Origin of the sequence: Achromobacter sp. RW408 (assembly GCF_003184165.1) — a bacterium.
GTDB lineage: Bacteria > Pseudomonadota > Gammaproteobacteria > Burkholderiales > Burkholderiaceae_B > Achromobacter > Achromobacter xylosoxidans.
In genome coordinates, this window is the sequence record NZ_QHHO01000047.1 from 102010 (window position 1) to 118529 (window position 16520).

14 protein-coding genes are annotated in these 16520 nt (G+C 68.9%); 9 read left to right on the forward strand and 5 right to left on the reverse strand.

The window, feature by feature from the left end; translation table 11 throughout:
- The 3 genes from DK459_RS16785 to DK459_RS16795 all read left to right on the forward strand — a co-directional run.
- The coding region (locus DK459_RS16785; protein ID WP_110134989.1) for a VOC family protein at positions 1-411 on the forward strand (411 nt) is incomplete at its 5' end.
- Between the two features lie 21 nt (positions 412-432).
- Positions 433-1110 (forward strand): flavin reductase family protein, encoded by a 678-nt coding sequence (locus DK459_RS16790; RefSeq protein ID WP_024069414.1) that lies wholly within the window; start codon positions 433-435, stop codon positions 1108-1110.
- A 9-nt stretch (positions 1111-1119) separates the two neighbouring features.
- Positions 1120-1734 carry an ATP-binding cassette domain-containing protein gene (locus tag DK459_RS16795; RefSeq protein ID WP_006384973.1) on the forward strand — a complete coding sequence of 205 codons (615 nt, stop codon included), beginning with the start codon at positions 1120-1122 and terminating at the stop codon, positions 1732-1734.
- Between the two features lie 15 nt (positions 1735-1749).
- On the opposite strand, the gene DK459_RS16800 is transcribed toward DK459_RS16795, so the two are convergent.
- The gene (locus DK459_RS16800) at positions 1750-2511 is read right to left on the reverse strand and encodes an SDR family oxidoreductase (protein ID WP_024069412.1); all 762 of its coding nucleotides are present in this window, start codon (positions 2509-2511) and stop codon (positions 1750-1752) included.
- 146 nt (positions 2512-2657) lie between these two features.
- Here DK459_RS16800 and DK459_RS16805 point away from each other — a divergent pair, with 146 nt between their 5' ends.
- Positions 2658-3389: an SDR family NAD(P)-dependent oxidoreductase gene (locus DK459_RS16805; protein ID WP_070542093.1), complete on the forward strand. Its 732-nt coding sequence runs from the start codon at positions 2658-2660 to the stop codon at positions 3387-3389.
- 5 nt (positions 3390-3394) lie between these two features.
- Here DK459_RS16805 and fdx read toward each other — a convergent pair whose 3' ends face one another.
- Positions 3395-3733 carry an ISC system 2Fe-2S type ferredoxin gene (fdx, locus tag DK459_RS16810; protein ID WP_006384976.1) on the reverse strand — a complete coding sequence of 113 codons (339 nt, stop codon included), beginning with the start codon at positions 3731-3733 and terminating at the stop codon, positions 3395-3397.
- Between the two features lie 337 nt (positions 3734-4070).
- Between fdx and DK459_RS16815 the strand changes: the two genes are divergently transcribed.
- From DK459_RS16815 to DK459_RS16830, 4 genes are all read left to right on the forward strand, one after another.
- Positions 4071-4739, forward strand: coding sequence for an RNA polymerase sigma factor (locus DK459_RS16815; RefSeq protein WP_006384977.1), 669 nt, complete (start codon positions 4071-4073; stop codon positions 4737-4739).
- Entirely contained in the window at positions 4736-5803 is a 1068-nt protein-coding gene (locus tag DK459_RS16820) for a FecR domain-containing protein (RefSeq protein WP_110134917.1), read from the forward strand. The genes DK459_RS16815 and DK459_RS16820 overlap by 4 nt, the downstream gene beginning before the upstream one ends.
- Before the next feature lie 150 nt (positions 5804-5953).
- Complete coding sequence (locus DK459_RS16825; RefSeq protein WP_233256816.1) at positions 5954-8383, forward strand: TonB-dependent receptor; 2430 nt, start codon at positions 5954-5956, stop codon at positions 8381-8383.
- A complete protein-coding gene (locus DK459_RS16830) occupies positions 8380-10323 on the forward strand; it encodes a PepSY domain-containing protein (protein ID WP_110134919.1) in 1944 nt (647 codons plus the stop codon). Before DK459_RS16825 ends, DK459_RS16830 begins: the two co-directional genes overlap by 4 nt.
- Positions 10324-10330: 7 nt before the next feature.
- Here DK459_RS16830 and DK459_RS16835 read toward each other — a convergent pair whose 3' ends face one another.
- Positions 10331-11356: a cyclopropane-fatty-acyl-phospholipid synthase family protein gene (locus DK459_RS16835; protein WP_054471798.1), complete on the reverse strand. Its 1026-nt coding sequence runs from the start codon at positions 11354-11356 to the stop codon at positions 10331-10333.
- 190 nt (positions 11357-11546) lie between these two features.
- Here DK459_RS16835 and DK459_RS16840 point away from each other — a divergent pair, with 190 nt between their 5' ends.
- Entirely contained in the window at positions 11547-12197 is a 651-nt protein-coding gene (locus tag DK459_RS16840; RefSeq protein ID WP_110134920.1) for a LysE family translocator, read from the forward strand.
- 30 nt (positions 12198-12227) lie between these two features.
- Here the strand turns inward: DK459_RS16840 and DK459_RS16845 are convergent, their stop codons facing one another.
- On the reverse strand, positions 12228-14765 hold the full coding sequence (locus DK459_RS16845) for a fused MFS/spermidine synthase (RefSeq protein WP_233256817.1): 2538 nt from the start codon (positions 14763-14765) through the stop codon (positions 12228-12230).
- A gap of 75 nt (positions 14766-14840) precedes the next feature.
- Complete coding sequence (locus DK459_RS16850) at positions 14841-16484, reverse strand: arylsulfatase (protein ID WP_049054710.1); 1644 nt, start codon at positions 16482-16484, stop codon at positions 14841-14843.
- Positions 16485-16520 lie beyond the last annotated feature (36 nt).

The window sequence follows — 16520 nt, forward strand, 5'->3', positions numbered from 1 at the left end:
CACGCCCAGGCCGACGCCATGCTCGATTTCTACCGCGATGTCCTGAACCTGCCGCAGGATCCCGCGCGCTGGAAGATTCCGGGCATCTATGGTTCGTGGATCAACCTGCCCAATGGCACCCAGCTGCACATCCTGGGCAGCGAGGGCCCGTCGCGCTACGCCAAGGGACCGGGCAAGGATCCGGTGTCCAACCACATCGCGCTGGCGGTCGAGGACGTGCTGGCCGCCGAGCAGGAACTGATCGCCCGCGGCATCGAGTACTTCACGCTCGACAAAGTGGCCTCGCCCAGCCTCAAGCAGCTGTTCCTGCGCGACCCCGCCGGCAACCTGGTGGAACTGCACCAGTCCAGCGCCCGCCGGGCCGGCGTCGAAAAGCCGGAGCAGGATCCGGCGCGCGCAGGCAACGAATAAACGACCAGGATCTGCCAGCCCATGTACTTCGACATGCAAGCGCTCAGCGGTGAGCAGCGCAGCAAACTCATGCATTCCACCGTCCTGCCCCGGCCCATCGCCTGGGTCGGGTCGCGCGATGCGCGGGGCGCGTTGAACGTCGCGCCGTTTTCCTTTTTCAACGTGATGTCCGGCGATCCGCCGATCCTGTGTTTCTGTGTCGGTTCGCGCGATGGGCGGCTGAAGGACACCGCGCGCAACATCGCCGCGCGCGGCGAGTTCGTCGTCAACCTGGTGTCGGCGACGCAGGCGCGCCGCATGAACGTGACCGCCATCGACTTCGATGCCAGTATCGATGAGTCGATGGAGGCGGGGCTGCTGCTGGCGCCGGGCCGCAATGTGGACGTGCCCCGGATCCAGGACAGTCCCGCGTCGATGGAGTGTCGCGTGCGCCAGCTGGTCGATATCGATGCGCGCCGCACGCTGGTCATCGGCGACATCGTGGGCATGCACCTGATCGACGCGGCCGTGACCGATCCCGATCGCATGTTCATCGATCCCTTGCCGATGCAGCTGATCGGCCGGCTGCACAATCCGGGCTGGTATTGCGAAGTGACGCGCGCCTTCCAGATGGCGACGCCGTCGGTGGAGCAGTGGCGCCAGATGCAGCAGGACGGCGTGGCGCAGCAGTACCTGGAGGAATCGCCGGTTCCTGCGTAAACTGGCGCCATGCTACGCATCGACAATCTCACCAAACGCTACGGCGACCATCTCGTCTTCCAGGGTCTGACGCACGCCTTCGGGCCGGGCTGCGTGGCGCTGTGCGAAGAGGAAAGCACCGGCAAGTCCAGCCTGCTCGGCATCATCGCGGGCGCGATCGCGCCGGATGAGGGCGAGGTCTGGATAGATGGCCAGCCGCTGGCGCAAGCGCCGCGGCAGGCCAGGGCGCGCCTGGCCTACGTGCCCGACAACTGCCTGGCGCTGCCGCAGCAGACCGGGCGCGGGCTGCTCGAACAGGCGGCGGCGGAAAAGGGCGTGGCGGTGGACGACGCGGTGCTCGACCTGGCCGCCCGGCTGGGACTGGAGCCGCACCTGGACAAGCGCTTCGAGCAGATGTCCACGGGCACGCGCCGCAAGGTCTACCTGACCGCGGCCGCCCTGGGCGACCCGGCCGTCGTCATCGCGGACGGCCCCAGCAACGGGCTGGACACGCCGGCGCGGCGCGCGCTGGCCGAGTTGTTCAAGACCTGGGGCAGGGACCGGCTGGTGCTGTTCGCCAGCCATGATCCCGAGCTGGTGCAGGCCTGCGGGGCAACCGTCGTGGACGTTGCCGCGCTGCGCTAGCGGGCGGTTCCGGGCTTACTTGCCGCCCGTGACGTCGACGAAGGTGCCGGTGACGTACGAGGCCTCGGCGCCGGCCAGCCACAGGATGGCCCGCGCCACCTCTTCGGGCTGGCCGCCACGGCCCATGGGCACGGTGTCCTTGATGCGGTCCACCCGTCCCGGTTCGCCGCCGCTGGCGTGCATTTCGGTGTAGATGTGGCCGGGGCGCACGCAATTCACGCGGATGCCCTCGCGCGCCACCTCCTTGGAAAAGCCGATCGTGAAGCTCTCCAGCGCGCCTTTCGAGGCGGCGTAGTCCACGTATTCATTGGGGCTGCCCAGGCGCGCCGCGGCCGAGGATATGTTGATGATGGCGCCGCCGCGGCCATTGTGGCGCTGCGACATGCGCCGGGCTGCCTGCTGCGCGCACAGCATCGGGCCGAGGGAATTGACCGCGAAGATCCGCTGCATGCGCTCGAAGGCCAGGTCCTCCAGGCGCGACTGGCGCGCGATGATCGCGGCATTGTTGACCAGCACGTCGAGACGGCCGAATTCGCGGTCGATCGCGTTGAACAGGCCGGCGATCTGGTCCGGGTCGGCGCTGTCGGCGCGCACGGCCAGGGCGCGGCGGCCCAGCGCCCGCACGTCCGTCACCACCGCCTGCGCGGCCGCCTCGTTGGCGACATAGCTGATCGCCACGTCATAGCCCTGCGCCGCGGCCAGCCGCGCGGTCGCGGCCCCGACACCGCGACTGCCTCCGGTGATGAGGATAACGGGGGCTTGAGCGTCGTTCGTCATGGGAAATCTCCGTGTATGGGGCAAGGTCGTGGCAACCGGCGCGCGGGCGCCGCGTCGATGACTATACTTCCCCGGGAACCGCAGCATCCATTGCCGGCGTCCCCGCAATGGACGGGCGCCGGCCCTGTTTTCCGAGGAGTTTTTCCATGGCACGCATCTTCATCACCGGTTCGGTCGACGGCCTGGGCCTGGCGGCCGCGCGCGCACTGCAGGCGGACGGACACCAACTGGTCGTGCACGGCCGCAGCCGCGAGCGCCTGGAGGCCGCGCGCGACCTGCTGGCGCGCGGGGCGCGGGCGGTCGTGGGCGACCTGGCCGATCTGACCCAGACGCGGGAGCTGGCCGAACAGCTCAACGCCCTGGGCCAAATGGACGCGGTCATCCACAATGCCGGCGTGTTCACCGGCGCCGCCATCCTGCCGGTCAATGTGGCGGCGCCCTATGCGTTGACCGCGCTCATCACGCGGCCGCGGCGCCTGATCTACCTGAGCAGCGAAATGCACTACGACGGGCGGCCCGAGCTGGGCGGCCTGGCCTGGGACGGGGCGCGCGAAACCGCTTCGTATTCCGACAGCAAACTATTCGTGACGGCCCTGGCCGCCGCGGTGGCGCGGCGCTGGCCGGACGTGATCAGCCAGGCCGTCGATCCCGGTTGGGTGCCCACCAAGATGGGAGGCCCGGACGCGCCGGGAGACCTCCGGCTGGGCCACGTGACGCAGGCGTGGCTGGCCACGACCGACGATGCCGCGGCCCGCGCGAGCGGCGGCTATTGGCACCACCAGGAGCGGCGCGAGCCGCATCCGGTCGTGCATGACGAGGCCTTCCAGGCGCGCCTGCTCGACGCGCTTTCCGGGGCCACGGGGATCGACCTGGCGTGACCGCCTCAGTGGTTCTCCTTGGCATGATTGAGCGTGTATCTGGGAATATCGATGGTCAGGTCCTGCTCGCCGACGATGGCCTGGCAACTCAGGCGTGACTGCGCTTCCAGGCCCCACGCGCGGTCCAGCAGGTCTTCCTCGGTTTCGTCCATTTCGTTGAGCGCGTGAAAGCCCTTGCGGACGATGCAGTGGCAGGTCGTGCATGCCCGGCTTTGCTCGCATGCGTGTTCGATGTGGATGCCATGGTCGAGCAGGGCGTCGCAGATGGACGCGCCTTGCCTGGCGTCCACAACGGCGCCCTCGGGCGCGAGGTCGGGGTGGGGGAGAACCGTGATTTTCGGCATGTCGGGGTACCTTTGTTCGTCGGGACGGCAGTGAAACGCCCGCGCACGCTGAAAGGGGCGGCGTTTCACCGTGCGACCAGCGTAAAGGTGGCCACCTTGGCAAGGTCAAGCGTGTCCTGGCCCGGGATTCGAGGCCTTGCCGGAACCGCCGGATGGAGATTGAGAATAAATCTCAGTACAATGCGGCAAGTTTCAACCGGCCCGCGGCGTTCGCGCCATGGGCCGATGGCCAATCAGTGGGCGCCGTGTTCGTCATTCCGTATCCCTTTTCCATCGCTCGTCCGGCCGCGGCCCGCTCCAGGCCGGCTTGTCCGCGGCCCGTCCGGTCGAGCGCGGGATGAGCCGCAATCCGTTGCTGGCCTCCGAGCAGGCGGCCGCGCCCGCCGACGCCCAGGCCGAGAACGGCGGCGCCATCGCGAAAGCCTATGCGCGCTGGCGCCTGCCCTTGCTGCGCGGGCTGGCGCGGTTCAAGGGCAGCGTTGGCAGCGCCGAGGACGTGCTGCACGACGGCGTCGTCAAATGGGTCGCCGCCAACCCCGCCCTGGATTCCAGCGAAGAGCAGGGCGCGTACCTGCGCAAGACCGTCATGAACGGCGTGGCGGACGAATTCCGCGAGCGCAGGGCGGGCCGGCGGTTGCAGACGGTGTCGCTCGATGAAGCGGCGCGGGACGGTCAGGCCTGGGAGGCCGACGATGCGTCATGTCCCATGCGCGCGGCGGCTTGCCAGCAGCGGCTGGAGCGATTGGCTGAAGCGTTGCGGGAACTGCCGGAGCGCCAGCGCGAGGCCTTCGTGCTGAGCCGCTTCGATGGGCTGACCCAGGATGAAGTCGCCGAGCGCATGCAGATTTCCCGGCGCATGGTCGTCAAGCACCTGGCGCGCGCCATCGCCTACTGCGAGGTCCGGGTGCACTATGCTACGGTTGCACAGATGCAGCAATTGCATCGGCCCGCCAGCGATGACGGCGGCCCGGACAATAACAACAATAGCGACTCCGCCTCTTCATGACCGATCCGTCTTCTTCCGCTTCGCCCGACGCGCTTGCCCTGCACGAGGCGGCGGCCGAGTGGCTGGTGCGCCGCCAGGACGCCACGTGGTCGGCGGCGGACCAGCGCGAGCTGGACGCCTGGCTTGCCGCGCACCCGACGCACCGGCAGGCGTTCGCGCGCGTATCCCGCACCTGGCAGGACCTGGCACGGACGCCGCGGCCCGCGCTGGCCTCCGATCGACTGCCCGCGGCCGCGACACCCCGGCCGGCGCCCGCGGCGCGTCCCGCGCCGGACCGGGGGCGGGCCCCTGGGCGGCGGCCGGGATTCTGGCTGCCGCTGCCGGAGCTGGCGGCCTTCCCCAAGGCGTTGGCCGCTGCCTGTGCGGTGCTGGTGATCGGTGGCGGCTACGGCTGGTACCGCTGGGACAACACTCCCGGCTATGTGCTGGACGTGAGCACCGCGGCGGGAGAGATACGCCAGCTGGATCTGCCCGATGGCTCGCGCATTGCGTTGAATTTCGGCAGCACGTTGCAGGTGCGCTACTACCCGCGCCGCCGCGAGGTGGTGCTGAACCAGGGCGAGGGATTCTTTGACGTGGCGCCGGACACCGGCAGGCCATTCACCGTCGACGCGCGCCAGAGTCGCGTCACCGTGGTGGGCACGGCGTTCAATGTCCGCACCACGCCGCAGGCCGTCATCGTCAAGGTGTTGCATGGCCGCGTGCGCGTGCAGCCCGACCGCGACCACGGCGGGCAGGCGCTGTCGTTGGGCGCCGAACAAGGCGTGTCCGTGGACGCGCGCGCCGCTACCTACCAGACCGTGGCGGTGGCCGCGGACAGCGTGGGTGGCTGGCGCAACGGCCGCCTGGTGTTCCGGCGCACGCCCCTGGGCGAAGTGGCGCAGGAAGTGGCGCAGTACCTCGGCAAACCGGTGGCGTTGGCCAGCCCGGACCTGAAAACGCTGCCCGTTTCCGGCTTCGCGGCGACCAATGCGCCCGCCGCTTTCCTGGAGGCCTTGCCGGATCTGCTGCCGGTGCGGGTCACGCGCGCGGCCGACGGCGGCTATCTGATCCTGGCCCGCTGAACCGCGGCGTTCCGGCAAGAATTTATTTTTCCCCGCGGGTTCCCACTCCCGTCCCGGAATCCGTTCACCCCTGCAAGGCCGGTAGCGGTCAACAACGAGGGAGTGGGAATGGGACGGGGCAGGTTGAGAAGCGCGCTGGCAGGCAGCGCATTGACGGCGCGCATGCAGCTCAAGGCGGTGCCGGCGCTGGTGGCATGGGCGCTGACCGCCCTGGCCGCGCCGATTGCGCAGGCGCAGCCGCAGGCGGCGCCGATGCAGTTCAGCATCGCGGCGCAGCCGTTGGACCGCGCACTGCGACTGTTCTCGGAGCAGTCGCGGCACCAGGTGCTGTTCGATGAAGCGGCGGTGGCGGGTCAGCAGGCGCCGGCGATCGAGGGCCGCTACACGCCGCGCGAGGCGCTGGACAGATTGCTGGCCGGCACCAACGTGCGCGTCAACGGCAGCCGGCCCGACGTCTTCACCCTGACCGCCATCGGCCGCCCATCGAGTGACGCCGTGACGTTGCAGCCGGTGACGGTCAGCGGCGGCAGCCTGCGCGATCCGACCACGGAACTCACGGGTTCCTACACCAGCGGCGCGCTGACCATCGGCAAGCTGACGCAGTCGATCCGCGAAACGCCGCAGTCGGTCAGCGTGATCACGCGGCAACAGCTGGACGACAAGAATCTGACCACGCTGGACGAGGCGCTGGCGCAGACCACCGGCGTGACCAAGACGGCGCGCAACTTCGGCAACCACAAGTTCTCGATACGCGGCTTCACGGTCGACGACAACAACTATCTGGTCGACGGCGTCGCCGGCATCGTCTATGCCCCGGTGGGGTGGCTTCCCATCGACACGGCGGTGTTCGACCGGGTCGAGGTGCTGCGTGGCGCCGGCGGGCTGATGCTGGGCTCGGCGGATCCCAGCGGCGCGATCAACATGGTGCGCAAGCGGCCGCGTGGAGAAGGCCATCTCGAAATGAACACCACGGCGGGGTCGTGGGACAACTACCGCATGGAGTTCGACGGCGGCGGCCCGATCAACGCCGCCGGCACGGTGCGCGGCCGCCTGGTCACGGCCTACCAGGATCGCCATTACTTCTACGACGGCACCAAGTCCCGATCGCCGCTGTTCTATGGCGTGATCGATGCCGATGTCGGGCAGCACACCACGCTGACGTTCGGCGCCCGTCACCAGGCCACGGACACCGACGGCTACTGGCTGTTCGGGCTGCCGCGCTATACCGACGGCGGCGCGCTCGATATCAAGCGTTCGACATCGCTGATCCAGGACTGGAACCGGCAGACGGGACAGGTTGACGAGATCTTCGCCGAAGCCGAGCACCGCTTCTCCAAGGACTGGAAGGCGCGGCTGTCGCTCAACAGCACGGAGGTGGACCTGGACCAGCGCGTGGCCATTCCGATCGGCGGCGTGGATCGGGCGAGCGGCCGCGGCTCCAGCTTCTACACCGTCTACTTCAACCGCGCGCGCGTGCGCAGCGATGGCGTCGATCTGAACACCACGGGCAATTTCCAGGCGCTGGGCGGCTCGCACCAGATCCTGCTGGGCGCCAGTTGGGCGCGCCAGCGCATCAACCAGAAGTCGGCCAGCCTGGACGCCGACATGCCGATCGACGTGTACGACCCCGATCATTCCGCCATTCCCAAGCCGGCGCGCCCGGCCTGGGACTCGAAGGAAACGGCGCGGGGCGAGCAGGCGGCGCTGTACGGCAATTTGCGACTGCAATTGGCGGATCCGCTGCATCTGCTGCTGGGCGGCCGGTTGAGCTGGCTGAAGTACCAGTCCACCAATGGCCTGACCGGGGCCAGGACCCGCGATTACCAGCAGAGGCATGAGTTCACGCCCTATGCCGGGCTGGTCTACGACCTGGACCGCCAATGGTCGGTCTACACCAGCTATGCGGACACCTTCCAGCCGCAGAGTTCCTATGTGACGTCATCGGGTTCGCCGCTGGACCCGGCCATCGGCGCCAACTACGAAGCAGGCATCAAGGGAGAGCTCTACGATGGGCGGCTGAACCTGTCGGCGGCGGTGTTCGCGGTGAAGAAATCGGGCATCGCGGTGGTGGACGAGTCCAACCCGGGCGGTTGCACCGGCTCGCTGGCTTCGAGCGACTGCTATCGCAATGGCAGCACGCTGCGCAGCAAGGGTTTCGAGCTGGAAGCCAGCGGGGAATTGTCGCCGGGCTGGCAGGTGATGGCGGGCTACACCTTCGTCACCAGCCGCGATGACGAGGGCGAGACCATCAGCGCCGAGACGCCGCGCCACCTGTTCCGCCTGTCGACCACGTACCGTTTGCCGGGCCGCTGGAACGCCTTCAGCGTTGGCGGCGGCGTGTCGGCACAGAGCGGCTATTCGTATCCCGCCTATGACGACACATCCGTGCGGATGGGCGTGCCCGGTCGCGCGGTGTGGGACCTGCGCGCCGGATACCGCATCGACAAACACTGGAGCCTGGCCTTGAACGTGGCGAACGTGTTCGACAAGCACTACTACGGGATGGTCAGCCAGATCCGCCGCGGCAACCATTTCGGGGAGCCGCGCAACGTGATGCTGACCCTGCGCGGCACGTTATGACGCCACGCGCCGCCGTCGCGCCGGCGCGGCACGCGCGCCAGGCCGGCATGAAACCGGGACTGCGCCAGAGCATGGCCTGGCTGCATACCTGGTGCGGCCTGGTCTGCGGCTGGCTGCTGTGCGCCATCATGCTCACCGGCACGCTCAGCGTGTTTCGCGAACCGATCACGCGGTGGATGCAGGCCGAACCCTTGCCGCGGATGACGGCCACGGCGGCGGTCGACGGCCAGGCGCAATGGCTGGCGCGCGCGACCCGGTTCCTGGCGTCCCGCGCGGGCGACGCGGCCGCCTGGGACATTGCCTGGCCAGTGAGGCCAGGCCAGCCGATGCGCCTGGCCTGGCGCGCCGCCGAGGGCCGGCCACAGCAGGCCTGGATGGACCCGTTGACCGGCGACGAGCAGGCGCCGCCGCAATGGCGGCGGACGGAGGGCGGCCGCCATTTCATGTCCTTCCACTACACCTTGCACGGCGGCCTGCCGGGCTATTGGCTGGTGGGCGCGATTTCGCTGTGCATGCTGGTGGCGCTGGTGTCCGGGGTGGTGGTGCACAAGCGCATCTTCAAGGACTTCTTCACCTTCCGGCGCGGCAAGGGTCAACGTAGCTGGCTTGACGCCCACAATGCCACGGCCGTGCTGACGCTGCCGTTCCTGTTCATGATCTGCTACACGGGACTGGCGTTTTTCTACACCAGCTATATGCCATGGCCCTTGCACGCCGCGTTCGGCGGGGATGATGGCGCCTATCGCCGCTACCAGGCGGAACTGGCGCCCACGCCGCCCGAGCCGCGGATCGCCGGGCCGGACCGGGGCGGGGTGCCGGACCTGTATCCCTTTGTCCTGCGGGCTCGCGCGCTGACCGGCCAGGACGCGGCACTAGTGACGGTCGATCATCCAGGCAATGCGCGCAGCATCGTCCGCGTGCTGGGCGACAAGGCCGACACCAGCTCCGGCCGGCGCCTGCCCGTGCGCGCCAGTCGCGTCGCGTTCGATGCGCGCAGCGGCGCGGTGCTGCAGGTGGCGCCCGCCGTGGCGGACGAAGTGGCCGCGCGGCATGTCCATGAAGTGATCGAAAGCCTGCACAAGGTCGACTTTGGCGGCTGGACGATGAAGTGGCTGTACTTTTTCAGCGGCCTGGCGGGCACCGCGATGGTCGCCACCGGCACGTTGCTTTTCGCCCTCAAGCGGCGCAAGAAAAGCGAGCACGAGTTCGGCGCGGCCACCGCGCAGATCTACCGCTGGGTGGAGGCGCTGAATGTGGCGGCGCTGGGCGGGATCGCGCTGGCGAGCATTGCCTATCTCTATGCGAACCGGTTGATTCCCGCGTCCTGGGCGGAGCGCGACACGTGGGAGATCCGGCTGTTCTTCGCCGCGTGGGCCGGGTCCTTGATTCACGCGCGATGGCGCGCGCCCCGGCGCGCCTGGATCGAGCAACTGGGGCTGGCGGCGCTGCTGTGCCTGGCGCTGCCATTGCTGAACTGGGCGACGACCGGGCAGCATCTCTGGGCCTATGCCAGGCTGGCAGACTGGCAACCGCTGGCGGTGGAACTCACGGCGCTGGCGTTCGGCCTGGCGCTGGCGTACGCGGCCAGTGCCTTATGGCGAAAGGCAAGGGATGCGCCGATCGAGCCGGATCGCGCGCCGCCGCGCGCCGGCCAGGACCGGACGGCCTGGCGATGGCAGGTCGCCAGTCGCGTATTGGCCGCCGCCGCGGGTGGCTATGGGGTGTCGGCGCTGGCGATGTCGGCGCTGGCGCTGGCCTTGCCGGCCGTCATCGGCGCATCGCGGGCGGTCGGCGTATTGACCGGAACGCTGTCGAGTTTCGTCCTGTACGCCGCGATCGTGATCGGCGTGTTCCACGCCCGCAGCGCCCGGCGGGCGTGGGGCGGGTTGGCAGTGGCGGGCGCGCTATCGGCGGGGGTCTTGCTGTGGTTGCGCCTTTGAGGCCAGCTTATCGAGCGCCGGCGGCACTGGCGCGGAAGGCAAAAAAGCTGTCACCGGGGATCAGCCGCGATACCTCCACGTTTGCATAACCGGCGTCGCGCAACTGCTGCCGCATTTCGTCGCTGTCGGGCAAGCGGCCGCCGTGCCGGTTCGACGCGCCCCATAGATTGAGGGCTTCCATGCCGGCGTTGCCGCCCTGGCAGCAGGTGGCCAGCAGGAGCTGCCCCGCAGGCTTGAGCAGTTGTCTTACCCGGGCCAGCAACGCGACCCGCTCGTGGACCGGGAAATAGTAGATATTGTTGTACAGCGTGACCAGGTCGTAGGCCGGACTCAGCTCCCCGTGTCGTATGTCGCCGGTTTCGATGGTGACGCGGTCCCGCAGCCCCCAGGCCTGGATATTCTCTTGGGCGACGCGCGCGACCCGGGGTTGCAGTTCCAGCCCGGTCGCGGTCAGGTCGGGATTGTGCAGGGCGGCGTGGCGGATGTAGATCGCCGAGCCGCAGCCCACTTCAAGCAGCCGGCAGGGCCCGGTGCGCGGCACGAAACGCCGGATGGCCTCGACCAGGAAAGGCTCGAGCGCGCGCGATGAGCGCGCGGTCAGTTCGCCGTCCTGGTTTTCCAGGTCCCAGAGTTCCCCCTGGCGCAGCTTGGCCGGCGTCTGCAGGATCAGGCGGTGATGCATGCTGGCCGCTTCCTGGACCAGCGCCAGCGTGGCGTCGTTTTCGGGCCGCGCCAGTTTCCTGGCCAGGCCGCGCAATGCATATCCCTCGGGCCCCACTTGCAGCAGTCCGAGCCGGCAGCCCATCTGTAGCCAGGCGCGCAGGGCTTCGCGCGCGCCGGCCGCGTCGCCCGCGGTGTTGCCGGCCGCCAGTTGCGCCAACGGGATCGGCCCGTCGGCCAGCCGCGCCATCAGTCCGGACGCGCTCAATGCCGCCAGGAAACTGAGCCGGTAGAACGGCCGGTACAGCGCATTGGCGGCCAAAGCCGGCAAGAGCTGTTTGTTCCTCAGCATCTGCAACAGCGGTCTGAACATGATGATCGATCCAATTATTAAACGTCGTTAAATATTAGACGTCGTTCAATATTATGGTCAAGTTGCGGGAAGGCGAGTCCCTCGCGCTGGCATGGCGGCGCGCATGCCGGGCGGGCGAATGCGCCGGAACGGGGCGCGCTGCGGTACAGTGGGATTCCCATTCCACCTGCCCACCGCTGGAGCCTGAACCATGGAATTCGTGATTCCCAGTACCGCAAACCTGGCGCTGTTCGTCAGTGCCGCGCTGATCCTGTTGGCGATTCCCGGACCGGCCGTGCTCTATATCATTGCCCAGTCGGTCGAACAGGGCCGCAAGGCGGGGCTGGTGTCGGACCTGGGCATCCACGCGGCCACGCTGGTGCACGTGCTGGCGGCCGCGCTCGGATTGTCGGCCTTGTTGGCTTCCTCGGCGCTGGCGTTCAGCATCGTCAAGTATGCTGGCGCCGCCTACCTGATCTGGCTGGGCCTCAAGAAAATCTGTACGCGCCCGGCCGCCGCCTCCGTCGACGCGCCGTCCAAGCCGCGTGGTTACGGCAGGATGTTCCGCGACGGCTTCATCGTCAATCTGCTCAACCCCAAGACGGCCCTGTTCTTCATGGCGTTCTTGCCGCAGTTCGTGGACGTCAGCCGCGGCCATGTGGCCGCGCAGGTGGTATTCCTGGGGCTGGTCTTCACCTTGCTGGGCCTGGCCAGCGACGCGTGCTACGCCTTTGCCGCGAGCGCCGCCGGCCAATGGCTGCGGCGCAGCCGCGGCTACCTGCACTTCGAGCGCTATGTGGGGGGCGCCATGTTGATCGGTCTGGGCATCACGGCCGCATTCGCCGGCAACAACAGGAAATGACCGCGCGGTAGCGATGGCCGGGGGCCGGCGTCAGTCCGCCGTCTCCGTGCCGCTCATGAACCATCGCAGGTAGGCGTTCTCGCGGCTGGCGCGGGCCAGCACGGGGGCGTCGCGCGACCAGCCTTCGCGGTCGCCGCGATACGCCGCCAGCGCGCTGCGATAGAACAGGTCCAGCACGGCGCGTTCGCCGTCGATGTCGGTGGCCCAATCGGCTGGCGGGCCTTGCAGGGGCGGCGCGCCGCGCAATGCCATCAGCGCAGGCAGCGTGCGGACGATCTCGCGCGGGCGGACCCAGGGGGCGTATTCGATCGAGGGCCTGTCGTCCGTCACCGGCGCGGCGTCCTCCGCAAAGCGCGCCAGTCCCTCGCGGTCGGTCACCCAGGTCGCCATCAACGCCGCCACCGAGGACACGCCGACTTGCGCCAGGGCGGCATGCAGGGCCGGCGCGGCAAAGCGCCGCGCCATGCGTTCGGGCACCAACGGCAGCGGATCCGGCGACCCGACCAGCAACATTTCATGTAGCTCGGTGGTCCACAGCGAGGCGTGCGGGAATACCGCGATGAAGCTGGCCACCAGGGCGCGGGTGTCGTCCAGGTTCTGCGTCGGCAGGGGCAGCCACTGGGCCACGATGCCTTGCGGATTGAGCCGGCGCGCCGCCAGCTCGTAGAAGTCGCGGGAATACAGGTTGACCACGCCCGCGGCCGACGGCGGCGGCGGCTCCAGCGTGATCAGGTCGTACGTGTCGGCGCTGGCCAGCAGCTCGCGCCGGCCGTCGCGCAGCCGCACTTGCAAGCCGCTGTCGCGATAGGCGTCGTAGGTGCCCTGGAAAAACGGCGCGGCCTGCAGCACGCCGGGCAGCAGTTCGGCCACCACCCGGCGTTTCAGGCCGGGATAGCGCGATAGCGCGCCCGCCGTGATGCCGGTGCCATAGCCGATGACGAGGGCGGATTCCGGTTCGCCGGCATGCACGATCAGCGGCAGCAGGGCTTGCAGCCGCATGTAGCGCAGCGATGGCATGGCATCGCCCGAGTTCGACACGCCCTGGATGTAGAGGCGGTTGAAGCGCTGCCCGCCGCGGCCGTTCTCGACCACGGCAACGGTGCCGCCATGGCTTTCGTGGTGGAACACCAGGGGCTTGCCGCGCGCGCCCGGCATGAGCCGCGCCAGATGATCCTGCGGCAGGGCCCAGCCGACGATGAGCGCGGCGACGCCGAGCGCGCCGGCCAGCGCCGGGGCCATGGGGGCGACCGCGCGGCCGCGCCAGGCGGCCGCCACGCCCACGGCGCACGCGGTCGCGGCAAGCAGCGTCAGGCTGCGGATCGTGCCCAGCCAGGGCAGCAGCACGAAGGCGACCAGCGCGGTGCCGGCGATGCCGCCCAGGGTGTTGGCCGCCAGGGCCAGGCCCGCGCCACGGCTGCGGCGCTCGCCCGGGGCGACGATCTGCAGCACCGCCGGAAAGGCCGCTCCCAGCAGCAGGGTGGGCAGCAGCACCACCGCGCCGGCGGCGACGGCGAAGCGCGCGCTCATTCCGGCCAGGCCATTGTCGAAAATCCTGCGCATGCCGGCTTCGGCCAGATCCTGGGCCGGCACCAGCCAGAGGCCCAGCAGCGCGGCCTCGGCCAGGGCGATCAGGCCCGCGCCCGCGATCAATGTCGCGAACACGCGCCACGGATCGCCGAACCGGTGGCCCCAGCGGGCATAGCATGCCGCGCCCAGCGCCAGCCCGGCCAGGTAGACCGCCAGCACCACCGAAAAGGCGAAGGCCCGCGTGCTCATGAAGGGGATGATCATCTGCGACCACAGCACCTCGTAACCCAGCGCCACGGCGCCAGCCACCGCATACAGCGCCACGGCCAGCCGGGCCTGCGGCGACAGGCGCGACGCCTCGCGGGCGGCGGGGCCGTCGACCGCCGGGGCCGGCGGCCGGCCGCGCAGCGACCACGCGCCGCAGGCGGCCGCCAGGTTCAGCGCGGCGGCGGCCAGAGCGCTGCCTTGCACGCCGAGGGCGGGAATCAGCAGGAAGGCCGGCAGCAACGCGCCGGCGATGGCGCCGGTGGTGTTGGCGGCGTACAAGGCGCCGCCATCATGGCCGCTGCGGCCGGCGCTGACCGCGCGCATCAGGATGGGCAAGGTGCCGCCCATGAAAAAAGGCGCCAGCGCGACCACCGCGAACAGGATGGCCCAGGCCAGCAGCGGCTGCTGCGGCTGCCAGCGGGCGAACAGGCCGGCGCCGTGCGCCAGCAGGAAGGTGACCGCCAGCGCGGCCAGGCCGATCGCCAGTTCGACGGCGGCATACAGGCGCCAGGGGTTGGCGTGCCGTTCCGCCAGCCTGCCCAGCCACCAGCTGCCCGCCGCCAGCCCCAGGAAAAAGGCGCTGACGGCCGTGGCGATGGCGTGGACTTCGACCCCGACGATCAGGGAAAGCTGCTTGATCCACAGAATCTGGAATATCAATGAGGCCGCGCCCGACAGTCCCAGCAGCGCGCAGGCGGGCGCCAGGCTCGCGCCCGCGCCCGTCAAGGTTCCGGCTTCGTTCGGTGACGCGCTTGCCACGCCTGCTTGTGCCATACGGGACGCTCCATGGATTGAGGGACTGCCATCACGCGCAGGCGGCGCCCGCCGCGGCGGGCGCCGCCCGGCGCGCTACGAGCCGGACTTGCCTTGTTTCCTGGCCTGTTCCTCGAAGTGCTTCTCGATGGCCTTGTCCACTGCTTCCTGCACCTGGTCGACGCTGAAGCTCGCCGGCCGCTGGCTGGGCGGATACTCGACGAAGGTCTGCAGGAACTCCGACGCCTTGGCCGAGCCGATGAACGCCAGATAGGCGTTCTTGGACAGCCAGTCGTTGTACTGGTCGGAGACGATGTCGGCGCGTTCGTACGGGTCCATGCGCAGGTTGAACACCTTCGGCACGCGCAGGCACACGAACGGGTCGCTCCAGACCGCGAAGCCGCCCGGCGCGCGCTGTTCGCAGAACACGATCTTCCAGTTCTCGAACCGCATGGCCACCAGCAGGCCATCGTCGTTGAAGTAGTAGAAGTCGTCGCGCGCGCTCTTGTCCGACTTGCCGGTCAGGTAGTCGAGCTGGTTGTAGCCGTCCAGGTGGACCTTGTAGTTCTTCTGCCCGCCACCGGGCGTCCAGCCCTTGAGCAGGCGGTCCTTCACGTCGGTGTCGCCCACCGCCGCGAGCAGGGTCGGGAACCAGTCCAGGCCCGACACGATGCCGTTCTTGACCGTGCCCGGCTCGATCTTGCCGGGCCATCGCACCATGGCCGGCACGCGGAAGGCGCCTTCCCAGTTCGAGTCTTTCTCGTTGCGGAACGGCGTGGTGGCGGCATCGGGCCAGCTGAACTGGTTCGGCCCGTTGTCGGTGGTGTAGACCACGATGGTGTTGTCGGCGATGCCCAGGTCGTCGAGCTTCTTGAGCAGCTTGCCCACGTCCTGGTCATGCTCCCACATGCCATCGGCGTAGTCGTTGCCGGGCATGCCGCTCTTGCCCTTGTACTCGGGCCGGATGTGGGTGTAGATGTGCATGCGCGTGGTGTTCATCCACACGAAGAACGGCTTGTCGTCCTTGGCGTGCTTGTCGATGTAGTCCAGCGCCGCGCCCACGGTCTCGTCGTCGATCGTTTCCATGCGCTTGGTCGTGAGGGCGCCGGTGTCTTCGATCTTGCCGTCGGCCGAAGCCTTGATCACGCCGCGCGGCTTGTAGGCCGCGATGATGGGATCCTTGGGATTCTGCGGCCAGTAGGGGCGCTCCGGTTCCTCCTCGGCGTTCAGGTGGTAGAGGTTGCCGAAGAATTGGTCGAAGCCGTGCTTGGTCGGCAGGTACTCGTCGCGGTCGCCAAGGTGGTTCTTGCCGAATTGCGCGGTGTTGTAGCCATGCGACTTGAGCGCCTGGGCCATGGTGATGTCGCGATCCTGCAGGCCCACCGTGGCGCCCGGCACGCCGACCTTGGACAGGCCGGTGCGCCGTGGCGACTGACCCGTGATGAAGCTCGACCGTCCGGCCGTGCAGCTGTTCTCCGCGTAGTAGTCCGTGAAAATCGCGCCTTCCTTGGCGATGCGGTCGATGTTCGGCGTCGTGTAGCCGACCACGCCGCGCGTGTAGGCGCTGATGTTCGCCTGTCCGATGTCATCGCCGAAGATCACCAGGATGTTTGGTTTCTTCCCGGAGGTATCGCCCTGGGGTTTGGCCTGCCCCGTTGTCGCCTGCGCCTGCGCGCCGCCCATGGCCACCAGGCTGCTGGCGGCCAACAGCGCGGCTCCCCACCATCGTCTTGCCTTCATGACTGTTCTCCTTGCCCGCTCGGGGCGCGTTGATTC